Consider the following 23,493-nt stretch of genomic DNA (forward strand, 5'->3'; position numbering starts at 1 on the left):
TACGAGTATGGAGACTGAAGCTGCTTTACACTAGACGGATAAATAGGATTTGATTAATCCATTTTTGGAGGAATCCGATGCTCGATCTGAATGATCTCGCGCTGTTCGTCCAGGTCGTCCGCGCCGGCAGCTTCTCGGAGGCCGCGCGACGCCTGCGCATGCCGGCCAATACGCTGAGCCGTCGCATCGACCAGCTCGAAGGGCAACTCGGCACGCGCCTGCTGCATCGCTCGACCCGCAAGCTCGCGCCGAGCACGGAAGGTCAGGCGCTGTTCGAGCGCTATGCGCCGGCGCTCGACCGGATCTTCGAGATCGAGCGGCAGCATGCGGACGGGCAGGAGCCGTCCGGCACGGTTCGCGTCACCGCGATGGCCGGCCTGTTCGAATTCTTCCGGCTCGAATGGCTGGCCGAGTTCTATGCGCGTTATCCGCAGATCAGCATCGACTTCCTGCTCGACGATACGCCGGCCGACCTGATCGGCGAGCGCATCGACCTCGCGCTGCGGATGGGGATCGAGACCGGCGGCAGCTTCCGCGTGCGCCGGATCGCGCCGGGCACGATGATCCTCGCGGCCAGCCCCGCGTATCTGGAACGGCGCGCCGCGCCGCGCACGCCGCGCGATCTCGCCGAACACGATTGCCTGACGGTTTCCAGCCGCCAGGGCCGCAGCATGTGGCGCCTGCAGGGGCCGCGCGGTACCCAGGAAATCGCAATCGATGGCCGCTTCTCGGTGAACGACATGCGCGTGGTGGTGCAGGCGTGCGTCGCCGGGCTCGGGATCGCGCTGCTGCCGCAGTTGCTCGCCGAACCGGCGATCGAGCAAGGAAAACTCGTGCGGGTATTGCCCTCCTATCGACGCTCGAGCACCGGCCTCGGCCTGCAGCTCGTCTATACGAGCCGCCCGCCGCTGCCGCAGGCTGTCGCGCTCTTCGCCGAGTTCCTGCTGGAAAAACTGGGCGACGGCATGCCCGGGCAACCAGCGAGCCACGCTGACCGATAACGTTTCCTTGTCGGCGTAAACGGAATTTCTTGTTGGACGCGGAATTTCGGCGATCCAACACTGCGGGGCATCGCGTCGGGGTCCGACCGACGCCATACAAGGGCCCGGTGCCCATCGCAGGAGACAGCCATGCCGGCATCAGGAAGGTCCATCAATGTCCGTGAATTCATCGACGCGCGCGCGGTCAGCCCGTTTCAGTGGCTGGTCGGGTTCCTGACGTTCGTCGTGATCTCGCTGGACGGCTGGGATACCGTCATCATCGGCTTCGTCGTCCCCGAACTCATCAAGGAATGGGGCGTCACCAAGAACGCGCTGGCGCCGGTACTGAGCGCCGCGCTGTTCGGTCTCGCGGCCGGTGCGCTGCTCGGCGGGCCGATTGCCGACCGCTTCGGGCGCAAGCGCGTGCTGGTCGCCAGCGTGCTGATCATCGGCCTCGGGACGCTGGCCACCGCGCACGCCACGTCGCTCGCGACGATGCTGCCGATCCGGTTCGTCACCGGGCTCGGTCTCGGTGCCGTGATGCCGAACGTCGTGACGCTGTGGTCCGAGTACGTGCCGGAACGCCGGCGCTCGTTCCTCGTGACGATCGTGTACAGCGGCTTCACGGTGGGTGCCGCACTGTGCGGCTTCATCGCGGCCTGGATCATTCCGAGCTACGGATGGCGCACGATGCTCACGGTCGGTGGCGCGCTGGCCGTGGTGTGCGTGCCGCTTCTGATGCGCTGGCTGCCGGAATCGGTGGCATTCCTGACGGTTCAGAACAAGCGTCCCGAACGGATCGCGAAGATTCTGTCCGCGATCGGCCGGACGCGCGTGCCGGCCGATACGTCGTTCTTCCTGCCGGCCCAGCCCAGGGTGAAAGGCGGCGCGATCGGCACCATCCTGTCGAAGCGCTACGTCGCGGGCACGGTCCTCATCTGGCTGTGTTATTTCGTCGGGTTGTTCGTCACCTACCTGCTCTACAACTGGCTGCCGACGATGGCGAAAGAGGCCGGTTATACGAGTGCGCAGGGCGCGATCATGGTCGGCTTCCTGAACTGGGGCGGCACGCTGGGCTCGATCGCGATCGGCTGGCTGATGGATCGCTTCGACCGATACCGGACGATCGCGTTGAGCTTTTGCCTGGCGGCCGTGTCGCTCTGGGCAGTCCATGGGATGCAGTCGACGTTCGGCGCGCTGCAGGTGCTCGCCTTCGCGTGGGGATGGTTCATTCCCGGCACCAATACGGGGATGAACGCGTTGACCGCGCGCTTCTACCCGACCGTTGCGCGCTCCACCGGTTTGAGCTGGATGCATGCGTTCGGGCGGCTGGGCGCCATCGGCAGCGCGTTTGCCGGCGCAGCCATCCTGAGCGCGGGATTGGGGCTCGGCCAGATTCTCCCGATGATGGCGGTTGCGCCGCTGACGGGTGCGGTGGCCGTGCTCGTCATCGCGGGGCTCGTGAAGCGGTGGGCGCTGACCGACGAATCGGTCGCGGTGGCGGTGCCTGCGGCGACCGAGGTTTCGCCGAATACCTGACACCCGAGACGATCGCGCGGTTGCATGCATGCCGCGCGTGCGTCCGCCGGTTCACGCCGAAACCGGAACGCATGCCGGCCGTCGCCGCGGCTCAGTTCCGGCATGCCACCGCCTTCCTGTCGGTGTCGCGACCCTGATTCGAAACGACGCTTGCAGCGTGCGCCCGCGTGTCGCCACTCACCCGCGTCGGATTCAACTCGCGTAACACGCTGGCGCGCCCGCCGTCGTCATCGGGCAGTTGCGGCATCCCGCGCGCCAAGGCCGGAGCGACCGCCGCCGCGAGCAGCGCGGCGATCGCCAGTCGGGAAAGAACCTTCATCGCCCTGCTCCCGTTTTACTGCGTATTGACGGACGGCACGGACGTCGACGCGGTCGCGGTGCCCGGTTCGCCGTGCGCGATCGCATACAGCTCGGCATTGCGCGAGATCGTCTGCGTGCTCGGCGGATAGTCCCAGTTCGACGTCGGCACGGTGCCGTCGCGCTGCGCCTGGACCAACTGGGCGATCACGTCGGCGCGGGTCAGGCCGGACGACGACGTCTGTGCGAAAGCGGCGACCGGCGTGCCGATTGCGAGTGCGAGCAGCGCGGTGGCTGCGATCAGTTTGCGATTCATGATGAAACTCCCGGAACGGTTCGATGAGGACGCATCGTCGATGCGCCGCCGGCGGTGCCGCGGATGCGGTTCGCCGCCCGACACCTTCATTCTGGTCATCGCGGCCGGCACGACGCTGACCGCCACATGACAATCCTGAAATCTGCGGCTCAACGCGCAGATAACAGTTTCGTAATCTTCGAGTCAGGGCCGGGTCAACGCGGCGCCGGCAGACTGCACGCTCGTCGCATCGAATGCGGCGCCCCTGCCCTGCTTCGAGGAACAAACTCATGTGGATCGTCCGGCTGGCGTTGCGCAGGCCCTATACGTTCGTCGTGCTCGCGCTGCTGATCTTCATCGCGGGACCGCTCGCGATGCTGCGCACGCCGACCGACATCTTCCCGAACATCGACATTCCGGTGGTCAGCATCGTCTGGTCGTACAACGGCTTCTCCGCCGAGGACATGGCCAAGCGCATCACGTCGAACTACGAGCGCGCGCTCACGTCCGACGTCGACGACATCGAGCACATCGAATCGCAATCGCTGAACGGCGTGTCGGTCGTGAAGATCTTCTTCCACCCCGGCGCGGACATCAATCGCGCGATCGCGGAAGCCGCGAGCAATTCCGCGTCGATCCTGCGGATCCTGCCGCCCGGCACGCTGCCGCCGAACATCATCACGTACAACGCGTCGACGGTGCCGATCCTGCAGCTCGGGCTGTCGAGCGACACGCTCGCCGAGCAGCAGCTGTACGACCTCGGCAACAGCTTCATCCGCACGCAGCTCGCGACCGTCCAGGGCGCGGCCGTGCCGCTGCCGTTCGGCGGCAAGATCCGCCAGATCGTCGTCGATCTCGACACGCGCGCGCTGCAGGCGAAGGGGCTCGCGCCGATCGACGTGGTGAACGCGATCAACGCGCAGAACCTGATCCTGCCCGGCGGCACCGCGAAAATCGGCACGCGCGAATACAACGTGCAGATGAACGGCAGCACGCAGACGGTCGCCGCGCTGAACAACCTGCCGGTGAAGACGATCGGCGGCAGCGTCGTGTATGTGCGCGACGTCGCGCATGTCCGCGACGGTTACGCGCCGCAGACCAACATCGTGCGCGCCGACGGCAAGCGCGCGGCGCTGCTGACCGTCGAGAAGACCGGCAGCGCATCGACGCTGACGATCATCGACCAGGTCAAGGCAATGCTGCCGAAGATCGCGGCCGGCCTGCCGAAGGCGCTGCACATATCGGCGCTCGGCGATCAGTCGGTGTTCGTGAAAGCGGCGATCCAGGGCGTCGTGCGCGAGGCGCTGATCGCCGCGTGCCTCACCGCGCTGATGATCCTGCTGTTCCTCGGCAGCTGGCGCGCGACGCTGATCATCGCGGTGTCGATCCCGCTCGCGGTACTCACATCGCTGCTCGCGCTCGCCGCGCTCGGCCAGACGATCAACATCATGACGCTCGGCGGGCTCGCGCTCGCGGTCGGGATCCTCGTCGACGACGCGACCGTCGCGATCGAGAACATCACGCATCACCTCGAACGCGGCGCGCCGCTCGAAGACGCGATCCTGACCGGCGCGGGCGAGATCGCGGTGCCGACCTTCGTGTCCACGTTGTCGATCTGCATCGTGTTCGTGCCGATGTTCCTGCTGACCGGCGTCGCACGCTACCTGTTCGTGCCGATGGCCGAGGCGGTGATCTTCGCGATGGTCGCGTCGTATTTCTTCTCGCGCACGCTGGTGCCGACGCTCGCGATGGCGCTGATGCGCGCGAAGGGGCACGGCAAGCCGCCGCGCGGCGTGTTCGCACGGATCGCGCGTTTCCAGGCCGCGTTCGAGCATCGTTTCGAAGCCGTACGATTGCGCTATCGCGCGCTGCTGTCGGCGGTGATCGCGCGCCGCCGCCGTTTCGCCGCGGCCTTCCTGCTCGCGTGCGCCGCGTCGACCGGCCTGTTCGCATTCGCCGGGCAGGATTTCTTCCCGTCGGTCGACACGGGTGAGATCCGCCTGCACCTGCGCGCGCCGACCGGCACGCGGATCGAGGAAACCGCACGCCTGACCAACGAGGTCGAAGCACGCATCCACGACGTGATTCCCGCGAACGACATCGCGAGCGTGCTCGACAACATCGGCGTGCCGGTGAGCGGGATCAACCTCACGTACGACTCGTCCGACCCGATCGGCACCGAGGACGCCGACGTGATGATCACGCTGAAGGCGAACCACGCGCCGACTGCCGCCTATGTCGCGAAGCTGCGCAACCTGCTCGCGCAGTCGTTCCCCGGCGTGACGTTCGCATTCCTGCCGGCCGACATCGTCAGCCAGATCCTCAACTTCGGGCTGCCCGCGCCGATCGACATCCAGATCGTCGGCAACAAGCTCGACCAGAACCGCGTGGTCGCGAACGCGCTTCTCGCGAAGCTGCGCGGCGTGCGCGGCCTCGTCGACGCGCGCATCCAGCAGCCCGGCGACGAGCCGGCGATCAACGTGAACGTGGATCGCACCAAGGCGATCCAGGCCGGCCTCGAACAGCGCGACGTCGCGCAGAACCTGCTGATCGCGCTGTCCGGCAGTTCGCAGACGACGCCGAACTTCTGGCTCGACCCGCGCAACGGCGTCAGTTATCCGCTGATGGTGCAGACGCCGCAGTATTCGGTCGATTCGCTGCAGGCGCTCGCGAACGTGCCGCTGCCCGCGGGCACCGCCCGTTCGCCGCAGACGCCGGCCGGCGGCCCGGCGGCCGGTGCGCCCGCGCAGAACCTGCTCGGCGCGCTCGGCAGCTTCTCGCGCGCGACGCAGCAGGCGGTCGTATCGCACTACAACGTGCAGCCGGTGCTCGACATCTTCGCGTCGGTGCAGGGGCGCGATCTCGGCGGCGTCACGGCCGACGTGACGAAGCTCGTCGACGACGCGCGCGCGCAATTGCCGCCCGGTTCGTCGATCGTGCTGCGCGGCCAGGTGCAGGCGATGCACGAATCGTTTGCCGGGCTGCTCGGCGGCCTCGCGCTCGCGATCGCGCTGGTCTACCTGCTGATGGTCGTCAACTTCCAATCGTGGCTCGACCCGCTCGTGATCGTCGGCGGCCTGCCCGCGTCGCTCGCGGGCATCGCATGGATGCTGTTCGTCACGCGCACGACGCTGTCAGTGCCCGCGCTGACCGGCACGATCCTGTGCATCGGCATCGCGACCGCGAACAGCATTCTGGTTGTCAACGCGGCGCGCGAGCTGATCGCGGGCGGCGCGCCGCCGTGGCAGGCCGCGCTCGATGCGGGCTTCAGCCGCTTCCGGCCGGTGGTGATGACCGCGCTCGCGATGCTGATCGGCATGCTGCCGATGGCGCTCGGCCTCGGCGACGGCGGCGAGCAGAACGCGCCGCTCGGCCGCGCGGTGATCGGCGGGCTCGCGTTCGGCACGCTGTCGACGCTGCTGTTCGTGCCCGTCTTGTTCGGCTTCGTCCATGCGTGGCTCGAGCGGCGCCGCGACGCGGCCGCCGCGCGCCGCGCGCAGGACACGCCGGCGCTGTCCTGATCGCCGCTTCATGCCGACTCCCTTCGACTCGCCCGACCTCGACCCCATCATGAACGACTCGACCGAACCCCTCGCCCCCGCACCGGCCGCCGAAGCGGACACGGCGCCGCCGACCGCCCGCGACGCGGCGCCCGACCCGTCGCCGCCGCGCCGCAGCCGCAGGCTGACCGCTCCGCTCGTCGCGATCGCGGTGGCCGCCGCACTGCTGGCCGCCGGCATCGTGCCGCGCATCGACGCGCGTGCCGCGCAACGCGTGCAGGTGGCCGCGCAGCAGGCGCTGCCGGTCACGGTGATCCTGCCGGGCACCGCGCCCGCCGACCAGACGCTGACGCTGCCGGGCTCGGTGATGCCGTATGCCGAGGCGTCGATCTATGCGCGCACGAGCGGTTATATCGCGCACTGGAACGCCGACATCGGCGCGCACGTGAAGGCCGGGCAGACGCTCGCGCAGATCACCGCGCCCGACCTCGACGCGCAGTTGCGGCAGGCGCGCGCCGACGCGGCGACCGCGCAGGCGAACTACGACTACGCGAAATCGACCGCGCAGCGCTGGCAGGACATGCTGAAAACGCAATCGGTATCGCAGCAGGACACCGACACGAAGGTCGCCGACATGAACGCGAAGCGCGCGATGCTGGCCTCCGCGCAGGCGAACGTCGCGCACCTGACCGAGCTGGTGTCGTACGAAACCGTCGCGGCGCCGTTCGACGGCGTGATCACCGCGCGCAACGTCGACGTCGGCACGCTCGTCACCGCGGGCGGCACGCCGGGCAGCCCCGGCCTGTCCGGCGAGCTATTCCATCTCGAACAGACCGGCACGCTGCGCGTGTTCGTCGACGTGCCGCAGGACAGCGCGGCCGGCGTGACGACGGGCACGTCGGTCTACCTGACCACGCAGCAATATCCGGCGCGGCGCTTCGCCGCGCGCGTCGCGCGCAGTGCCGGCGCGATCGATCCGGTCACGCGCACGCTGCGCGTCGAGATCGACGTCGACAACGCCGACGGCGCGCTGATGCCCGGCGCGTATGCGCAGGCGCACCTGCTCGTGCCGAGCGCGGCTCCCGCGTTCGAGCTGCCGGTCAGCGCGCTGCTGTTCCGGCCGAACGGCGTGACGGTCGCGACCGTCGCCGCGAACGGCACCACCGCGCTGAAGATCGTGCAGATCGGGCGCGATTTCGGCACGCGCGTCGAGATCGTGTCGGGGATCGCCGCCAGCGATCGCGTGATCGACAACCCGGGCGATTCGATAACGGCCGGCGAGGCGGTGAAGATCGTGGCGGTCGCGCATGGCGCGGCGCCGGCCACGCAAACCGGCCCGGTTACCGGTGCGAAGGCCGCACCGCGCGCCGCTGCGGCGGCGCCCGCTTCGATGCCGGCAGCGGTTGTCACGCCGGCCCGCGGCTGATCCGCCGATGCAAACCCGCGAGAGATCCGTCATGTGCTTCCTTCGTCCGCTTCCGTTCGCCCGCCGCGTCGTCGTGCTCGGCGTCGCCGCCTCTTTGACCGCGTTGTCGGCGTGCTCGACGCTGCCTGCGTATTCGCCGCCCTCCGTCGCGGTGCCCGCGCATTATGCTGGCGTACCGGCTTCGGGCGCCCCCAACGCCCAGCCCGGCTGGAACGTCGCCGCACCGGCCGATGCCGCGTCGCGCGGCCCATGGTGGACCGTCTTCGGCGACGCCAACCTGAACGCGCTCGAAGCGCGCGTCGACATCTCGAACCAGACCGTGAAGAAGGCCGTCGCCGATCTCCAGCAGGCGCGCGCGATGGTCGACTACCAGCATGCGGGGTTCCTGCCGACCGTGACGGCCGGTGTCGCGCAGACCCGCTCGCGCATATCGCAGAACAAGCTCGGCTCGTCGCTCGCCGGCAAGACGACCCCCGACTATCAGGCCGGCGTCGCCGCGAGCTGGGAACCCGACCTGTTCGGCCGCGTGCGCGACGCGGTGACCGGCGCGCAGGCGAACGCCGACGCGAGCGCGGCCGACCTGCAGGCCGTGAAGCTGTCGGTCACGTCCACGCTCGCGACCGACTATTTCGCGTTGCGCTCGCTCGATACGCAGAAGCAGTTGCTCGACGACACGGTGCACGCGTATGCCGACGCGCTGAAGCTGCTGAAGCAACAGCTCGCGGCCGGCGCGATCGACGCGTCGGCCGTCGCGCAGGCCGCGACGCAACTGGAATCGACGCGCACGCAGGACACCGACATCGACGCGTCCCGTGCGCAGCTCCAGCATGCGATCGCGACGCTCGTCGGCGAAAGTGCGTCGACGTTCGCGCTGCCGCCGCGCGTGCAAGCGTTCGACGTGCCGGCGATCCCGGCCGGTGTGCCATCGCAACTGCTCGAACGGCGGCCCGACATCGCGGCGGCCGAGCGCCGCGTCGCAGCCGCGAACGCGCAGATCGGCGAGGCACGCGCCGCATTCTTTCCCGATCTCGTGCTGTCGGCGAGCGCCGGTCTCGAAAGCGGCTTCTTCGCGCCGTGGCTGACCGCGCCGAGCCTGTTCTGGTCGCTCGGCTCGCAGCTCGCCGGCACGCTGTTCGACGGCGGGCGCCGCAGCGCGTCGCTGCGCGGCGCGCATGCGCAATACGACGGCACGGTCGCCGACTATCGGCAGACCGTGCTGGTCGCGTTCCAGCAGGTCGAGGATCAGCTGTCCACGCTCGAAGCGCTCGCATCGGAGGCCGGTAGCCAGCAGCGCGCGACCGATGCGGCCGACCTGTCGCTGCGGCTGACGACGAACCGCTTCAACGCGGGCGCGGTCAGCTACCTGGATGTCGTGACCGCGCAGACGATCGCGCTGACGAACCGGCGCTTGGCCGACCAGATCGCCGCGCGCCGCATGGAGGCTGCGGTCGGGCTGCTGACCGCGCTGGGCGGCGGCTGGCACACGGGTGCGGACACAACCGCCGCCGGGCACCCGGCCGCTACGCCGTCGGCGTCTTGATGAAGGTGAGGATGAAGTGCGTCCCGCCCGCGTCGCTCTCGACGCGCGCGGTGCCGCCGTGCAGTTCCATCACCGACCGCACGATCGCGAGGCCGAGCCCGGCCGTGCCGCCCGGCACGCCGCCGCTGCGCGCGGGGTCGCCGCGCACGAAGCGGTCGAAGATACGCGGCAGCAGCGCGGGATCGATCGGCTCGCCCGGGTTCGAGACGACGACGCACACCGCGTCCGCCATTTCGTCGACGCGCAGCGCGATGACGCCGCCCGCCGGCGTATAGCGCAGCGCGTTCGCGAGCAGGTTGCTGACCGCGCGGCGAAACAGTTCGAGATCGGCGGTCAGCCGGCCGTGCCCGTCGACGCGCAGCGTCGAACCGGCTTCATCGGCGAGCCCTTCGAAATAACCGGCGATACGCTCCAGTTCGTCGTGCACGTCGAATGCGCGTTGCCGCGTGACGAAGCCCGGATGCTCGGCGCGCGCGAGAAACAGCACGTTCTCGATCATCCGCGCGAGACGATCGTATTCCTCGAGATTCGATTCGAGCAGCGCCTGGTATTCGTCGGCCGAACGCGGCCGCGCCAGCGCCACCTCGGTCGCGCCGCGCATGTTGTTCAGCGGCGTGCGCAGGTCGTGCGCGAGATCCGCGCTGAATTGCGACAGGTGCCCGAACGCCTGCTGCAGGCGGCCGAGCATCGCGTTCTGCGCGTCGACGAGCGCCGTCAGCTCGCGCGGTGCGCGCGACGCATCGAGCCGCGTATCGAGCTTGTCGACGGTGATGCGGCCCGTGTTCGCGACGATCTCGCGCAGCGGTGCGAGCGCGCTGCGGATCAGCCAGTAGCTGAGCAGCATCGCGAACAGCGCGCCGAGGCCGCCGGCGATCTTCAGCTTGTCGCGGTAACCGTCGAGCAGTGCGGCGCGATCGCTCATGTTGCGCGCGAGCGCGATCCGGATCAGCGTGTGATCGCGCAGCGCGGCCTCGGCGACGATACCGCGCACCGGCGTGCCACCGTCGGCGGTCCACGTCGCGATCCGGTCGACGGTAATCCGGTCGTTCGCGGGCACCGGCGTCGCGTGCGGCGGGAACAGTTCGGCATCGGGTAACGCGGGCCGCGCCGGCAGCGCGGGCGACGATGCCTCGGGCAGATCCTCGAGCTCGGTGCGCTCGACGTTGTGGCGCGCGAGCACGTTGCCCTGCGCGTCGGCGACGGCCAGCGACAGCGCCGCGTTGCCAAGCACCTGGCTCGTCAGCCGGTCCGCATGCGCGCGCACCGCGTCGAGCGAATCGAGTTCGCCCGCCAGCCGGCGCGTGTGCCGCGCGGCGAGCACGATGTCGAGGTCGTCCTGCGCGCTCACCTGCCGCTCGAGGCCGCTGTACACATACGTGCCGACGAGCGCGAAGACGGCGAGCGTGGTCGCGCCGAACGCGAGCGCAAGCGTCGCGCCGAGCGAGCGGCCGAGCGTCATGCGCCGTCCTTCGGTTCGAGCACGTAACCGACGCCGCGCACCGTATGGATCAGCTTGACGGCGAACGCGTCGTCGATCTTCGCGCGCAGCCGCCGGATCGCGACTTCAACGACATTGGTGTCGCTGTCGAAATTCATGTCCCACACGTACGACGCGATCTGCGTGCGGCTCAGCACCTCGCCTTGCCGGCGCGCGAGCAACTGCAGCAGCGAGAATTCGCGCGGCGTCAGGTCGATCCGCACCGTGCCGCGCTTCACGCGGCGGCGCACGACGTCGATCTCCAGGTCGCCCACGGCAATACGCTCCGTCTCGCGCGGCGGCCCGCGGCGCGCGAGCGTGCGGATGCGGGCGAGCAGTTCGACGAACGCGAACGGCTTCACGAGGTAATCGTCGGCACCGAGTTCGAGGCCGTGCACGCGGTCCTGCACGTCGTCACGCGCGGTCAGGAACAGCACGGGCGTCGTGTGCGTGTCGCGCAGCCGCTTCAGCACGCTCCAGCCGTCGAGCACCGGCAGCATCACGTCGAGCACGATCACGTCGTAGCTTTCCTCCTGCGCGAGCGTCAGCCCCTCGCCGCCGTCCTTCGCGAGATCGACGCTGAAACCGGATTCCTCGAGCCCCTTCTTCAGGTACGCACCGGTCTTCGGTTCGTCTTCGACTATCAGGATGCGCATGATCGGCTCCGTCGCATTCGGTGATGACATGCGCCGATGTTACCGGGAATCGCTGCGGGCGCGCCGCCCCGCGCGGGCGCGACACGGCTTGATTACGAAACTGTAATCAGCGGGTCAGTGTGGTGACGGCTCGGGAAACCAGAATGGGAAACGTGGGCCCCTCCCCACTCGCCCGTTCGTTCATCCGCCCAGGAGCCATCATGAAACTCGTCGCTGCTTTCGTCGTTGCCACGCTGAGCCTGCCGTTCGGCACGCAGGCCTTCGCCCAGTCCACGCAGGCGCCGATCACGCGCGCCGAAGTGCGCCAGCAACTGATCGATGCCGAAGCCGACGGCCTGCTGCCGTCGAACCGGAACGACTACCCGCCGTCGCAGTCGCAGATCGCGCGCAACCGCCAGCTTTACGCGCTCCAGCATCCGGACGCGGCGCCGGTCGCGACCGCTTCGACCGGAAATTGATCTCGGCTTATTACCGACAGCCGGCTGACAGTCGCATGTCGCCCTGCCCCGCACATTTCCGAATATTCCGCGGCGCGCCAAAACCGCGTCCGCGGAATCCTTTTCAATCAAGCGCTTGAGCGTATCGTCTCGACCGCTGTAATACCGTTTAACGATCGACCCGCGTGCGTGAAAGCCGCCCTTGATCGCCTTATCCGCGGCTCCGCTATTTTTAGAAATCGGACGTTACCCCCGTGTAATTCTCATTCATCCGACCTTCCACTAGATTGAAGGCGTTCCCAGCGCAACGAGGTGACACGATGAATGCGAAACAATGGGCCGTCCTCGGCTCGGGCGTGCTGATTGCATGCCTTTCCGTACAGCCGGCGATGGCCGGTATTTCGATCGGTCTCGGCATTGCGGCGCCCGCGCCCGTCTATGTCGCACCGGCCCCCGTGTATGTCGCGCCGCCGCCGGTCGTCGTGCCGGCACCGCCGGTGGCCTACGCGCCGTATGCACCGGCCGTCGTGGCCGCGCCCGTGATGGTACCCACCGTCGGCATCGCGCTCGGCTGGCATGGCGGCCGCTACTGGGATGGCCGCCGCTGGTGGGGCCGGCAGGACTGGGCCGCGCATCACCGCTGGTAAGCGCGCGGCGCGCGGCCGACGCCGACGCCGGCCTGCCGCAAAGAAACTTGATCGACTGCACGCCCCGCGCGGCGGATGCGGATCAGAGGCGGCGATGCGATCGCTGCCCCCAGTCCTTTTTGTGGTTCTTCATGGATTTCCAGCGGATATCTGTCGGATAACGACCCGCAAGCGATGCTCGTCGCTCTCGACAACGGATGGCGAGCAGGCTTCAACCGCGGATCGCCGCAGTCACCACGACGAGCGCCGAGAAGATCAGCGCCGGAGCGATATGCCGGAATGGCTCCCGATTTCGCAGCAACGTGAATAACGCGCCGATCATGATCGCACCGGCCAGCATCAGGCCCAGGACTCTGGTTTGATGTCCAACAAGAAGTCCCGCACTGAGCAGTTCGAGCGCGCCGCAGACCAACTGAAACCATGCCGGGTAACCCCAGCGTGCGAAGTCGCGCTTCGCCGCGCCGCGTCTTGAGAGATTGACCACGCCGGCAACCGCGAACAGCACCGCTGCGATCGTCGCGAGAATCGATTCAACAGAAGCAGGGTTGAACGCCATCGTCATGCTCCGTTGCGTTGCTGAAAATGCGCCCGTGCGGAGAGGTCCGCAATCAGGCCCGGGCCATGGGGTTCCCACGCAAGTACGTGCCGCGCATGCTGGCCGCTGACCGTCTGGTCGAGCGCCAGTGCGTCGGCAAATGGCCCAAGCGATTGGCGAGCGTCGTCGAGCGGCCAGCATTCGACGCGGTCGGCGCCGACCGACGCCCGAATCGCTTCGCCCATTTCGGCAACCGCCACGGCCTCTTCCGCGACCACGTTGAAGATCTGTCCGTTGACGCGATCGTCCCCGCTTGCCAGCCGCGCCACCGCGCTCAGATAGGCCGTGGCCAGATCGTCGACGTGCACGGCCGGCCAGTGATTACGACCATCGCCGACGATGCTCACGCTGCCGGTCTGGCCGACCATGGCGGCAAGCATGCCGAAGATGCCGCCGCCGTAGCCGTGAACCATCGCCGGCCTGAGGATCGCCGCGGCAATCGAACGGCGTGCTGCCAGCGCCTGCACGCGTTGCTCCACGGCGGGCCGCCAGGCGACGAGGGGGGTCGGGTTCAGCGCCGATGCTTCAGTGGCCGGCTCACCCTCCGTATTGCCGTAGACCCATATGCCCGATGTGTAGACGAACGCCGCTCCCGGACGCAACTGGGCAAGCATCGCGTCAACCGCGGCGGCGTCGGCTGCAGCGGCGGAAGCATCGTTGGTCGACGCCATGTGCACGACGCCATCAGCGACACCGGCAGTCGCGGCAAAGGACTGCGGCTCACGCAAGTCGCCCGTATGCAGTTTCACGCCGAGACGAGCCAGCGCGCTCGCTGCCGCCGACCGGTCGTCGCGCACCAGCGCCGTCACTTGATGGCCGAGGCGGATTGCCTGGCGCGCGACCGCTTGCCCGATATAGCCCGTACCGCCTGTAATGAACAGTTCCATGGTGTTTTCCTCGATGAGTGCCCGCGAAGTCGACAGGTCACAAAAACGAGACTCATCAGTATCGTTTCGGCAAATGTAGACGAGACTGGCCAGTCTTGTCAACGATTCGATGATCTGTTATTTATCGGGCATGAACACTTCCTCTGTCCCCGACTTGAGCCCGCTGCAACGCCGCAAGCGGTCCGCCATCCTCGACGGTGCGAAAACCGTTTTCTTAAGCCAGGGTTTCGGCCTGGCAACCATGGACGACGTCGCCGCGGCCGCGGGCGTCGGGAAACAGACGGTCTACCGTCACTTCAAGTCGAAGGAAGCACTCTTCGTCGGTCTGGTGACCTCGATGTGCGCTCAGGTGGGTGGCGTGCTTGCCGGCGCGCTGGACGCGCAAGCCGCTGGCTTGCCCGAAGCCGAGTTGCGCGAACTGGGATGGGCATTGGCCCGGATCCTCATCGCGCCGGATAACCTGCGGCTTTACCGGGCCATCGTTGCCGAGGCCGAGCGTCTCCCGGAACTCGGCCAGGTGTTTTACGAAAACGGCTTAAAGGTCGTGCGTGCGTTCGCCGCGAAAATTCTGCGAAAGAGATTCGACGAATCGACGGCTGCATTGCGTGCAGCGACATTCGTTCAGCTGGTGCTGGGCGACGCGTATCTGGAACTGTCGATTGGCTTCCCGGTGCCCGATGTCGATGCGCGCTTTGCGTTGCAGGTCGACGAGGCGGTTGCGGCTGCACTTCGTTAAGGCGCGGCGCACGTCAATGCCGGACAGGTGTTGCCGCGAGCACCACGCGTACATCACGCGCTTGTTTCCTTCCGAGCCGAGATGCGGCCGTCCGTGCCGCATGCTCTCCCGATTCGACTCTGCCACCGTGAAGACACCGGAACGCGTCGTCGTCCACCTGATGCGAAGCACGCATTCGTCTTGTGCGTGAAACGCACCCACACCGCCACCACCCGCCGCCCGTTTCAGTGATTTTTCGCGAACGGAGGAATCTGAATATGTCACTTGCCGGCCAGTTTGTAGCTACTTACGATCGATTCGACTAGTCGCGGTGGGACTGCACGGCACAGCTGAAGCGGGCCCGGTCTTCTCTCTGTTGGCGGATGCTCGGCATGATCGACCCCCATGAAAGCAAACGCGCTAGCCTCGCGGTGTTCGCGCTGCTCTACCTCGGTTTTTGTCTGTCGTACATCGATCGCTCGGCGATCGCGCTGTCGTTCGTCGCCATCGGCAAGGAGTTCCACGTCGGCGCGGCCGCACTCGGCGCGGTGATGAGCACGTTCTATATCGGTTATGCCGCGATGCAGATTCCCGGCGGATGGCTCGCGGATCGCTGGGGCAGCAAGAAGGTTATCGTCGTATCGATCCTGTCGTGGTCGGTATTCACGTTGATGACCGGTCTCGCGTGGTCGCTGGCTTCGCTGATCGCGATCCGCTTCATCTTCGGTCTCGGCGAAGGCGGTTATCCCGGCGCCGCCATGAAGGGCATGGCCGAATCGTGTGCGCGGGAAGATCGCCCGAAACTGTTTGCACTGCTCATGTCGTCGAACTATGTCGGCAGCTTCATCGCACCGCTCGCCATCGCCCCTCTCATCCTGACTCTCGGCTGGCGTCACGCGTTTGTCGTCGCGGGTGTGGTGGGTCTCGTGTTCGCGCTGTTCTATCTGTTCGCGGTGAAGGACACGCATCAAAAGCGCGATTCGGCCGGCCGACCCGCACGCATCGACGGCGCGGCGACGCGCGCGCTCCTCAAGATGCCGCTGATGTGGAAGATTCTGCTGACCTGGTTCGGCATGGGCATCGTCAACAAGGGACTCGATGCCTGGATGCCCGCGTATCTGCTGACCGAAAGACATCTCGATCTCAGGGCGGTCGGCATGCTCACGCCACTGCCGTTCGTGGCGGCAAGCATCTCGACGGCGCTCGGCGGCTGGATTCTCGCGCGCTGGTTCGACGGCCGCGAAAAATGGTTGATGGCCGCGTGCTGCGCGATCTCTGGCTTCTTCCTCTACGCGATGTACACCGCCGAAACGGTGGCCGGCGTGATTACCTGTCAGGCCATCGTCTACTTCTTCAAGTCGTTCGTCTTCGCCGGCGTTTTTGCGCTCCCCGCAAAATTCCTGCCGCAAAAGCTCATCGGCACGGGGACCGGCATGGTGAACTTCGGCGGACAGGTCGCGGGATTTGTCGCGCCGGCGGTCATCGGCCTGCTGATCGCAGTCACCGGCAACTATGACGCGGTATTCGGCTTCCTGATCGTGGCAACGGCATTTGCGTTCGTCACCAGTCTGTCGATCCGGCTGTCGCCCGAGGCAGATTCGCGCATCGGCGCTGTCGAGGAGGCCTGATCGCGCCGCCCGCCCACCGGACGTTATGATGGAACATTGCGTGTCCTCCCGTCGATCCATCATGAGCGCCCGTATTCTTCAGGAAGCCGCTGTCCGTTATTTCCTCGAAGTGGTCAACGCCGGTTCCGTCGCCGACGCCGCCACTCGCCTGAATGTCGTGCCATCCGCGGTGAGCCGCCAGATTGCGCGGCTCGAGAACGAGCTTGGTACGCCGCTCTTCGTGCGGCAATCGCGCGGCATGGTCCCGAGCAAGGCAGGCGAAATGCTTGCCGCGTATGCGCGCCGCTCGCAACTCGACGCCGAACAGATTTCGCTGGAAATCGACGCACTGCGCGGTGAGGCCGAACGCACGATCCGCATCGCCTGCACGGAAGGATTCGCGGCCCACTTTCTGCCGCGCGCGATGGCGGACTTCCGGCGCACGGTCGCGCCGGCCTCGTTCGAGGTCGTCGTCGATACGGCCGCCGACGTCACGCAGCGCGTGCGCGACGGCGAATGCGATATCGGCCTCACGTTCAGCTTCGGGCCGTCCAAGGACATTCAGATCTGCTTTTCCGCACCGTCGCCCGTATTCGCGATCGTTGCGTCGTCTCATCCGCTCGCGCGAGCCGAGCAGGTGTCGTTTCGCGAATTGCTGGCGTACCCGCTCGCGTTGCCGGGGGTGCATTCGACGCTGCACAAGCTGATCGATATCTATTGCAGCCGCGAAGGCGTCGCGTGCAAGAGCGTACTCCGCAGCGCGACACTCGAAACGCTCCTCGGTTTCACGCTCGCAAGCGACGCCGTCACGTTCTGCGGCGAACTCGTGGTGCGCCCACGTCTTGCGTCCGGCGAACTCGTCGCGTTGCCGGTGCCGGAGCTCACCACCGGCGAGCGTGCCATCGAAATTCAAACCCTCGCGCGACGTGAACTCCCGCCGCTGCTGCAATCGTTTGTCGAGCATCTGAGCAACGGGATTTCGCCGTCCGCACGCGTTGAGCAAAAGTGAACCGACCGTTCGATAATCGTCACTGGCGGCCGTTTTTCTCGTCGTCTACATTGAGCGGACCCCTGCCTCGTCACTTAAAACACCGTCCGATGAACCACCGTCACGAACTGACCCGTTACAGCGCCGTCGAGCTGCGTGTGTTGTTGCAGTCGCGAGAAATTTCCGCCGTCGAATTGCTTGAAGCCTGCATAGCGCGAATCGAAGCACTCAATCCATATGTCAACGCCATCACGGCGACGAGCTTCGAACGCGCGCGGATCGAAGCGCGGGCTGCGGATGCCGGATTCGCACGCGGCGATACCGTCGGTGCCTTGCATGGCTTGCCCATCGGCATCAAGGATCTCGAAGAGACCGCAGGCCTGCTGACGACGTACGGCTCGCCGCTCTATCGCGCGAATGTGCCTGCGCACGACAACACGCTGGTGCGCCGCCTGCGCGCAGCCGGTGCGATCGTCGTCGGCAAGACCAACGTGCCGGAACTGGGTGCGGGTGCGAACAGCTTCAATCCCGTGTGGGGCGCGACGGGCAATCCGTTCGATCCGCGTCTGAACGCGGGCGGCTCGTCGGGTGGCTCGGCGGCCGCGCTCGCGCTCGACATGGTGCCGCTTGCCAGCGGTTCGGACACCGGCGGCTCGCTGCGTATTCCGGCCGCGAAATGCGGTGTGGTCGGTTTGCGCACCTCGCCGGGACTCGTGCCGAGCGATCGCAAGCCGCTTGGCTGGACGCCGATTGCGGTGGTCGGGCCGATGGGACGCACCGTCGAAGACACCTGGCTGCAACTCGCGGCGACGGTCGGCCAGTCGAGCACCGATCCGCTCGGCTATCCGTTCGCGATGAGTCCGACGATGGACGGCCGCGCCCCCACCGACCTGTCGAAACTGCGCATCGGTTACACGGAAGATTTCGGCGTATGCGAAGTGGACGACGACATCCGCGCCGTGTTCCGCCGCAAGATCGACTTTCTGCGCCGCGAGGTGGCCGTCTGCGATCCGATCGACGTGGACTTCGAGGGCGCGCATCGCTGCTTCGATGTCCTGCGCGCGGAGGCCTTCGTCGCGGGCTTGCAAAAGGCGTATGAAGCCAACCCCGATTCGCTCGGCCCGAATCCGCGAGCGAACTACGAAATGGGTATCGGCCTCGGCCTCGCGGATTGCGTGCGTGCGCACGGCGACCAGACGCGCTTGTTCCGCCGCTTCCAGACACTGTTCGACCGTTACGACGTGATTCTTTCGCCGACGACGCCCGTCTCGCCGTTTCCGTGGACGCAGCCGTATCTGAAATCGGTGAATGGTGTCGCACTCGAGAACTACTATCGCTGGCTGTCGCTCACATACGTCGTGACGCTCGCGACGAATCCGGCACTGTCGCTGCCATGCGGTGTCGATCATCGCGGCATGCCGTTCGGGCTGCAAATGATCGGCGCGTTCCGGGGCGATCTTGCGCTGCTCGATGCGGCGCGTTCGTTCGAAACGCTCTTCGCGTCGTCCGACGATACCCGCCGCCCGATTCCCGATGCCGCGAAGCTGCACGCATCGCAGGTCGACCTGAAGTCGATCGTCACGCATCCGCCGATACTGGACGCCGTGTCGGCTTCCAATGTCGCCTCTTCCGTGGCCTGAGCGAGGCGCTGCTTATCGTCGACGTATCTGGCGGCCGCTGTCTACCGCCGCGCCGCCAGGAAATTGCGCGCGGTGCTCGTCAACCGCGACCACGGCCCCGCTCGTCGTTCCGCGCCCTGCTCGGCCAGCCCACCCAGCGCCGCCTTCATCATCGCGAGTTCGCTCGCAAGCACGGTGTCGCAGGCGAAGCTGCCGGCCGCGGCGAGATCCACGATCCGCATCGCCCGATCGACGCACATGTGTGCATAGGCGGCTGTGGCATCCGCATCGGCGCGCGCGCCCAGCGTCGCCTCGGCCAGCTTGCTCGCCCACAGCGCGAGCGCATCGACCGGTGCGCTGCCGTCGCGCACGAGCAGCTTGCCGATTTCCATCGCGTCGAGATGCACGTCCTCGTCGTCGGAGCACGACAGCGTGCGGCTGCGCACCGCATGGTTCCGGTGCGCGGCACGCATCGACGGCGTCAATCCGGTCAGGTTCGCGATCCACGCTTCCGCGGCACTCAGGTACGCATGCGACCGGATCGCCAGATCGCAATCGAAGATCGCATCCGCGTGAGTCGTCGCATGCCGCATCGCGAGCAGCCAGCAGCCGAGAAACGCGCGATAGGTGGCGGCCGGCCCGACATATGCCGCGTGCGCCTTGAAGAATTCGATGCTGTGATCGGCTGGCCGATTGCCGACGCACGGAAAATTATCCGGCAGATCGATTCGCAAGCCGACGACGACACGCTCGACCGCCGGCACGCTGCGGCCACACGCGAGCGCCAGGTACGGCAGCGCGATGCAGTGCGCATCGCGCTGCGCGACGAGCCGGTCGCAGCACGACTGCCACTGCGCGAGCGGATTGCGCGCGACGACGATGTGAACGACGTCCGGGAACGCGCGGCGCATCCACGCGAGGCGTCCGAGCGATTCGCCGAACCGGAATACCGGAATGCATCCGCGATCGAACGCCTGCGCCATCAGTTCGCGCAGAAAGTATTCAATGTCGCCCGCGTATTCGGGTGTCGCCTCTTCGAACTGGTTGGCCGAAAACGCCATCTCGACGCGCGACATGCCGAGCGCGTCCTGCCTGAGCGTATCGGCAATGCTCGCGGCCGGCCGCCGGCCGGGCGCGGGTCCTTCCGAACCGGTGCCGGCATATTGCGCGTAGTCGATCGACTCGACCATCGCGCGCAGCGGCTCATCGTAGGCCATCACGCCATCGAGATCACGAAGGCAGGACCACAGCCAGCCGTCGGTCGCACCATATCCGGAATGCAGAAACACCGCTTGGGTCGAGTTCATGGAAGCCATTGGATCGTTGCGTTGAAGTTCGTCCATCACGTCGATCCAGTGTAGGTTCCGGTGGAATTACCCGGTTTACGGGCTCGGTTACGGTGATTTACCGGCCGCACGCGAGCATCGCCCGCTTTCCCCACACCATTTTCATTACGGCATTTGACGCGCGAATGCGCACTCGTGCATCGCTTCGCGCCGCAGCATGACCAACCGCCACCGACGCAGCCCCGTGCGACACGGCTCGCACGGCGAGTCGCACCTCACCCTGCAACGCATCAAATCGATTGCGCACGCAACCATCACATTACATGAACGCGTCGCCGAAACCGGCGGTAAACCCGTCGTTGTGGATTCCCAACGGACTGAAAATTGTGACGTGACCTAATGGCGGCTCCTGACGAAGGCCGATCGATTCGGCAGGAACGCTAGCAGTCCCGTTACATGCCAGGAGAGTTCATGATGAAAGGTATTTTGAGGAAATCGCTGTTGTCGCTCGCGTTGCTGACCGGCTTCACCGCCGCGCACGCACAGAGCACGGTGACGCTGTACGGCGTCATCGACGAGTCGCTGCAGTTCACGCACAACGCCACGCCCACCGGCAGCAACCAGCTCGGCCTTTACTCGGGCAACCTGTCCGGCAGCCGCTGGGGCCTGATGGGCAGCGAGGATCTCGGCGGCGGGCTGAAGGCGATCTTCCAGCTCGAGAACGGCTTCAACGTCAACAACGGCAAGATGGGCACCTACAACGGCACGACCTCGCTGTTCGGCCGCCAGGCCTACGTCGGCCTTCAAAGCAATCAATACGGCACGGTCACGCTCGGCCGTCAGTACGATCCGCTCGTCGACCAGGTCCAGGGCCTCACCGAGGACAATTATTTCGGCAGCACGTTCGCCACCGCCGGCGACGTCGACAATTACGACAACAGTTCGCGCACCAACAACGCGATCAAATACCTTTCGCCGAGCTACGGCGGGCTGCAGGTCGAGACGATGTACGCGCTCGGCGGCGTCGCGGGACAAACCGGATCGGGGCAAACGTGGGCGGTCGCCGCCTCGTACAACAACGGCCCGTTCTCGCTGGCCGCCGGTTACTACGTCGCGGACAACTCGAATTCGACGCTCGCGCGCACCGGCTGGTCGTCGACGTCGGACGGCACCTTCGACGGCCCGGTCAACTCGGGTTACGCAACGGCGAAGTCGATCAATATTGCACGCGTCGCCGCGCGCTACATCGCCGGGCCATACACGGTCGGCCTCGCGTACAGCAATTCGGCGTACAAGGCGGACGCGCAGTCGGCATTCGCGTCGACCGAGAAGTTCAACACAGGCCAGGCTTATTTCAACTACCAGGCCACGCCGGCGCTGCTGCTCGGCCTCGGCTACAGCTATACGCATGCGAGCGGCGATACCAACGCATCCTATAACCAGGTGTCGCTCGGCGCCGATTACAGCCTGTCGAAGCGGACCGACGTGTATCTCGTCGGCGCGTGGCAGAAGGCGACCGGCACGCAGCTGAACACGGATGGCACCGTGTCGAGCGCCGACGCGTCGATCGGCTCGTACGGCGTCGCCGGCACGAGCAGCCAGGACATGGTCAGCCTCGGCATCCGCCACCGGTTCTGATCGCAAGCGGCACCGGCCGTCGTTCGCGACGGCCGGCGCACGACCGTTTTTCGCCGCAATCGTTTGAAATATTGCGGCCTTCCAACGCGCTGAAATGCGCTCCCCGATGCGAAAACCCGGCAAACGATGGCGCGTCACACGTCATCACGCAGCATCGATTACCGATCGCGCCCATTGCCCGCTGTCAGCGTCATCGAATATCTCAATAATAGACAGCCACTCTTGCACGAGATCCAATTCATTCCGCTTACAACACGTCATTCACGGACTCCTGAATATGACGAAACAATCTTGAAATTTATTTGACGATCGCGTGACCTATGCTTCCGTCACACCGCATACCGGCCACGCCGATAGCGGCCGTCCTCCCCGACAGCGAAAGTGAAAGGCCCGATCATGTATCACACGATGCGCATGGAAGTCTCCACCGAATCAGGGTATCCAGTGATCCGATTCACGATCGACGGCCAGACGTCCATACTCGGCGTTCACGACATCGACCAGATGATCCTGCAGCTCGCGACCGCACGGGCCGCGATGCAGCCGACGCATCCGGTCGAACCGCCGGAAGGCCAGTATCCGCTGCAGATCGACCCGTGCTGGCGTGTCGACCGGCTCGCCGACTACGACGGCGCGGTGCTGTCGATCCGTCACGTCGGGATGGGCTGGATCGCGTTCGCGCTGCCGTCCGTCAACCTGACCAACCTCGTCGAAGCGCTTGCGTCGCCGCCGGAAATGACCGCACCGGTCAACCACGCGATGCTGAACTGATGCGCGATCGGCACTGATCGCTGTCGCGCCAGACCGCCGAACCCGATCCCATTTAATTCGCTATGCGAATCATCACGATCCGCCGATACCGGCCAGGATCGTGGCTTTCCGTTCCTTTCTGTCAGGACATGCCCATCATGCGAATCCCCTCCTCGACCACCGCGCTCGTCCGGCGCCCGTCCGCCTATGCGTTGTCGGATCTCGGCGCCCGTACCTGGTTTCTGCTGCCGATCGACTCGCGGCCGGCCGTGTCCGCGGCCGGCACCGCGCCCGCATTCGACGCGCGTCCGATCTTCCGCTGCCGGCTCACCGGCCGCTATGCACCCGGGCTGTCGCTGAATGCCGTCTGCGGCAACGGTTACGCGGCCGTGCATCAGCTGGCCGAATCGCATGTCGATACCGTATCGCGCCTGCTCGTGCGCGATGCACAGAACGACGCCGAACATCGCGTTCACGCGCTCGACGACGGGATCGACTGGCAGTGAAGACGCGTTCGAAGAGCTTAGGCTGGCTCGCCCGGCTTTGCTGGCTCACGCCAGTCGCATTCCCGGTCCACGCGCAACCGGCGCAGGCCGCGCAAACCGCGCCCGACA

At 66.5% G+C, this 23,493-nt stretch carries 21 protein-coding genes; 14 read left to right on the top strand and 7 right to left on the bottom strand.

The window, feature by feature from the left end:
- Positions 1-77: 77 nt before the first annotated feature.
- Complete coding sequence (locus tag ACTRWB_RS17870) at positions 78-1,001, top strand: LysR family transcriptional regulator (protein WP_446902708.1); 924 nt, start codon at positions 78-80, stop codon at positions 999-1,001.
- 129 nt (positions 1,002-1,130) lie between these two features.
- Positions 1,131-2,519, top strand: coding sequence for an MFS transporter (locus ACTRWB_RS17875; protein WP_446902709.1), 1,389 nt, complete (start codon positions 1,131-1,133; stop codon positions 2,517-2,519).
- A gap of 91 nt (positions 2,520-2,610) precedes the next feature.
- Here the strand turns inward: ACTRWB_RS17875 and ACTRWB_RS17880 are convergent, their stop codons facing one another.
- The gene (locus ACTRWB_RS17880) at positions 2,611-2,838 is read right to left on the bottom strand and encodes a hypothetical protein (protein WP_446902710.1); all 228 of its coding nucleotides are present in this window, start codon (positions 2,836-2,838) and stop codon (positions 2,611-2,613) included.
- A gap of 15 nt (positions 2,839-2,853) precedes the next feature.
- Positions 2,854-3,132, bottom strand: coding sequence for a DUF4148 domain-containing protein (locus tag ACTRWB_RS17885; RefSeq protein WP_343492824.1), 279 nt, complete (start codon positions 3,130-3,132; stop codon positions 2,854-2,856).
- A 269-nt stretch (positions 3,133-3,401) separates the two neighbouring features.
- Between ACTRWB_RS17885 and ACTRWB_RS17890 the strand changes: the two genes are divergently transcribed.
- From ACTRWB_RS17890 to ACTRWB_RS17900, 3 genes are read left to right on the top strand one after another with little or no spacing between them, the layout of a single operon-like run.
- Positions 3,402-6,632 carry an efflux RND transporter permease subunit gene (locus tag ACTRWB_RS17890; RefSeq protein WP_446902711.1) on the top strand — a complete coding sequence of 1,077 codons (3,231 nt, stop codon included), beginning with the start codon at positions 3,402-3,404 and terminating at the stop codon, positions 6,630-6,632.
- Between the two features lie 49 nt (positions 6,633-6,681).
- The gene (locus ACTRWB_RS17895; RefSeq protein ID WP_446902770.1) at positions 6,682-8,037 is read left to right on the top strand and encodes an efflux RND transporter periplasmic adaptor subunit; all 1,356 of its coding nucleotides are present in this window, start codon (positions 6,682-6,684) and stop codon (positions 8,035-8,037) included.
- Positions 8,038-8,068: 31 nt separating this feature from the next.
- Complete coding sequence (locus ACTRWB_RS17900; protein ID WP_446902712.1) at positions 8,069-9,577, top strand: efflux transporter outer membrane subunit; 1,509 nt, start codon at positions 8,069-8,071, stop codon at positions 9,575-9,577.
- Here the strand turns inward: ACTRWB_RS17900 and ACTRWB_RS17905 are convergent.
- A complete protein-coding gene (locus ACTRWB_RS17905; protein ID WP_446902713.1) occupies positions 9,558-11,036 on the bottom strand; it encodes a heavy metal sensor histidine kinase in 1,479 nt (492 codons plus the stop codon). The genes ACTRWB_RS17900 and ACTRWB_RS17905 overlap by 20 nt on opposite strands.
- Positions 11,033-11,710: a heavy metal response regulator transcription factor gene (locus ACTRWB_RS17910; RefSeq protein ID WP_048249019.1), complete on the bottom strand. Its 678-nt coding sequence runs from the start codon at positions 11,708-11,710 to the stop codon at positions 11,033-11,035. The genes ACTRWB_RS17905 and ACTRWB_RS17910 overlap by 4 nt, the downstream gene beginning before the upstream one ends.
- 200 nt (positions 11,711-11,910) lie before the next feature.
- On the opposite strand from ACTRWB_RS17910, the gene ACTRWB_RS17915 reads away from it, so the two are divergent.
- Both ACTRWB_RS17915 and ACTRWB_RS17920 read left to right on the top strand, forming a co-directional pair.
- The gene (locus ACTRWB_RS17915) at positions 11,911-12,168 is read left to right on the top strand and encodes a DUF4148 domain-containing protein (RefSeq protein ID WP_193102524.1); all 258 of its coding nucleotides are present in this window, start codon (positions 11,911-11,913) and stop codon (positions 12,166-12,168) included.
- A 299-nt stretch (positions 12,169-12,467) separates the two neighbouring features.
- On the top strand, positions 12,468-12,794 hold the full coding sequence (locus ACTRWB_RS17920) for a hypothetical protein (RefSeq protein WP_446902714.1): 327 nt from the start codon (positions 12,468-12,470) through the stop codon (positions 12,792-12,794).
- 211 nt (positions 12,795-13,005) lie between these two features.
- Here ACTRWB_RS17920 and ACTRWB_RS17925 read toward each other — a convergent pair whose 3' ends face one another.
- Positions 13,006-13,350, bottom strand: coding sequence for a DoxX family protein (locus ACTRWB_RS17925; RefSeq protein ID WP_446902715.1), 345 nt, complete (start codon positions 13,348-13,350; stop codon positions 13,006-13,008).
- 2 nt (positions 13,351-13,352) lie between these two features.
- Positions 13,353-14,276, bottom strand: a complete 924-nt coding sequence (locus ACTRWB_RS17930) for an NAD-dependent epimerase/dehydratase family protein (RefSeq protein ID WP_446902716.1) — start codon at positions 14,274-14,276, stop codon at positions 13,353-13,355.
- 130 nt (positions 14,277-14,406) lie between these two features.
- On the opposite strand from ACTRWB_RS17930, the gene ACTRWB_RS17935 reads away from it, so the two are divergent.
- The 4 genes from ACTRWB_RS17935 to ACTRWB_RS17950 all read left to right on the top strand — a co-directional run bounded on the left by ACTRWB_RS17935 (position 14,407) and on the right by ACTRWB_RS17950 (position 19,226).
- A complete protein-coding gene (locus ACTRWB_RS17935) occupies positions 14,407-15,012 on the top strand; it encodes a TetR/AcrR family transcriptional regulator (protein ID WP_446902717.1) in 606 nt (201 codons plus the stop codon).
- Between the two features lie 371 nt (positions 15,013-15,383).
- Positions 15,384-16,619, top strand: a complete 1,236-nt coding sequence (locus ACTRWB_RS17940) for an MFS transporter (protein WP_446902718.1) — start codon at positions 15,384-15,386, stop codon at positions 16,617-16,619.
- Positions 16,620-16,644: 25 nt separating this feature from the next.
- Positions 16,645-17,607 (top strand): LysR family transcriptional regulator, encoded by a 963-nt coding sequence (locus ACTRWB_RS17945; protein ID WP_193102520.1) that lies wholly within the window; start codon positions 16,645-16,647, stop codon positions 17,605-17,607.
- A gap of 89 nt (positions 17,608-17,696) precedes the next feature.
- Positions 17,697-19,226 (top strand): amidase, encoded by a 1,530-nt coding sequence (locus tag ACTRWB_RS17950; RefSeq protein WP_446902771.1) that lies wholly within the window; start codon positions 17,697-17,699, stop codon positions 19,224-19,226.
- 41 nt (positions 19,227-19,267) lie between these two features.
- Here the strand turns inward: ACTRWB_RS17950 and ACTRWB_RS17955 are convergent, their stop codons facing one another.
- A complete protein-coding gene (locus tag ACTRWB_RS17955) occupies positions 19,268-20,512 on the bottom strand; it encodes a hypothetical protein (protein ID WP_446902719.1) in 1,245 nt (414 codons plus the stop codon).
- Between the two features lie 450 nt (positions 20,513-20,962).
- On the opposite strand from ACTRWB_RS17955, the gene ACTRWB_RS17960 reads away from it, so the two are divergent.
- From ACTRWB_RS17960 to ACTRWB_RS17970, 3 genes are all read left to right on the top strand, one after another.
- Positions 20,963-22,129 carry a porin gene (locus tag ACTRWB_RS17960; RefSeq protein ID WP_446902720.1) on the top strand — a complete coding sequence of 389 codons (1,167 nt, stop codon included), beginning with the start codon at positions 20,963-20,965 and terminating at the stop codon, positions 22,127-22,129.
- Between the two features lie 381 nt (positions 22,130-22,510).
- Positions 22,511-22,900 (top strand): hypothetical protein, encoded by a 390-nt coding sequence (locus ACTRWB_RS17965; RefSeq protein WP_446902721.1) that lies wholly within the window; start codon positions 22,511-22,513, stop codon positions 22,898-22,900.
- Between the two features lie 137 nt (positions 22,901-23,037).
- Positions 23,038-23,385, top strand: coding sequence for a hypothetical protein (locus tag ACTRWB_RS17970; protein ID WP_446902722.1), 348 nt, complete (start codon positions 23,038-23,040; stop codon positions 23,383-23,385).
- Positions 23,386-23,493: the final 108 nt, after the last annotated feature.

Source organism: Burkholderia sp. YIM B11467, from assembly GCF_052952715.1.

What these genes read in the sequence shown, in the direction of transcription:
- ACTRWB_RS17870 (WP_446902708.1), top strand. Translation starts at nt 78, where the DNA reads ATGCTCGATCTGAATGATCTCGCGCTGTTCGTCCAGGTCGTCCGCGCC.
- ACTRWB_RS17875 (WP_446902709.1), top strand. Translation starts at nt 1,131, where the DNA reads ATGCCGGCATCAGGAAGGTCCATCAATGTCCGTGAATTCATCGACGCG.
- ACTRWB_RS17880 (WP_446902710.1), bottom strand. Translation starts at nt 2,838, where the DNA reads ATGAAGGTTCTTTCCCGACTGGCGATCGCCGCGCTGCTCGCGGCGGCG.
- ACTRWB_RS17885 (WP_343492824.1), bottom strand. Translation starts at nt 3,132, where the DNA reads ATGAATCGCAAACTGATCGCAGCCACCGCGCTGCTCGCACTCGCAATC.
- ACTRWB_RS17890 (WP_446902711.1), top strand. Translation starts at nt 3,402, where the DNA reads ATGTGGATCGTCCGGCTGGCGTTGCGCAGGCCCTATACGTTCGTCGTG.
- ACTRWB_RS17895 (WP_446902770.1), top strand. Translation starts at nt 6,682, where the DNA reads ATGAACGACTCGACCGAACCCCTCGCCCCCGCACCGGCCGCCGAAGCG.
- ACTRWB_RS17900 (WP_446902712.1), top strand. Translation starts at nt 8,069, where the DNA reads ATGTGCTTCCTTCGTCCGCTTCCGTTCGCCCGCCGCGTCGTCGTGCTC.
- ACTRWB_RS17905 (WP_446902713.1), bottom strand. Translation starts at nt 11,036, where the DNA reads ATGACGCTCGGCCGCTCGCTCGGCGCGACGCTTGCGCTCGCGTTCGGC.
- ACTRWB_RS17910 (WP_048249019.1), bottom strand. Translation starts at nt 11,710, where the DNA reads ATGCGCATCCTGATAGTCGAAGACGAACCGAAGACCGGTGCGTACCTG.
- ACTRWB_RS17915 (WP_193102524.1), top strand. Translation starts at nt 11,911, where the DNA reads ATGAAACTCGTCGCTGCTTTCGTCGTTGCCACGCTGAGCCTGCCGTTC.
- ACTRWB_RS17920 (WP_446902714.1), top strand. Translation starts at nt 12,468, where the DNA reads ATGAATGCGAAACAATGGGCCGTCCTCGGCTCGGGCGTGCTGATTGCA.
- ACTRWB_RS17925 (WP_446902715.1), bottom strand. Translation starts at nt 13,350, where the DNA reads ATGGCGTTCAACCCTGCTTCTGTTGAATCGATTCTCGCGACGATCGCA.
- ACTRWB_RS17930 (WP_446902716.1), bottom strand. Translation starts at nt 14,276, where the DNA reads ATGGAACTGTTCATTACAGGCGGTACGGGCTATATCGGGCAAGCGGTC.
- ACTRWB_RS17935 (WP_446902717.1), top strand. Translation starts at nt 14,407, where the DNA reads ATGAACACTTCCTCTGTCCCCGACTTGAGCCCGCTGCAACGCCGCAAG.
- ACTRWB_RS17940 (WP_446902718.1), top strand. Translation starts at nt 15,384, where the DNA reads ATGATCGACCCCCATGAAAGCAAACGCGCTAGCCTCGCGGTGTTCGCG.
- ACTRWB_RS17945 (WP_193102520.1), top strand. Translation starts at nt 16,645, where the DNA reads ATGATGGAACATTGCGTGTCCTCCCGTCGATCCATCATGAGCGCCCGT.
- ACTRWB_RS17950 (WP_446902771.1), top strand. Translation starts at nt 17,697, where the DNA reads ATGAACCACCGTCACGAACTGACCCGTTACAGCGCCGTCGAGCTGCGT.
- ACTRWB_RS17955 (WP_446902719.1), bottom strand. Translation starts at nt 20,512, where the DNA reads ATGAACTCGACCCAAGCGGTGTTTCTGCATTCCGGATATGGTGCGACC.
- ACTRWB_RS17960 (WP_446902720.1), top strand. Translation starts at nt 20,963, where the DNA reads ATGATGAAAGGTATTTTGAGGAAATCGCTGTTGTCGCTCGCGTTGCTG.
- ACTRWB_RS17970 (WP_446902722.1), top strand. Translation starts at nt 23,038, where the DNA reads ATGCGAATCCCCTCCTCGACCACCGCGCTCGTCCGGCGCCCGTCCGCC.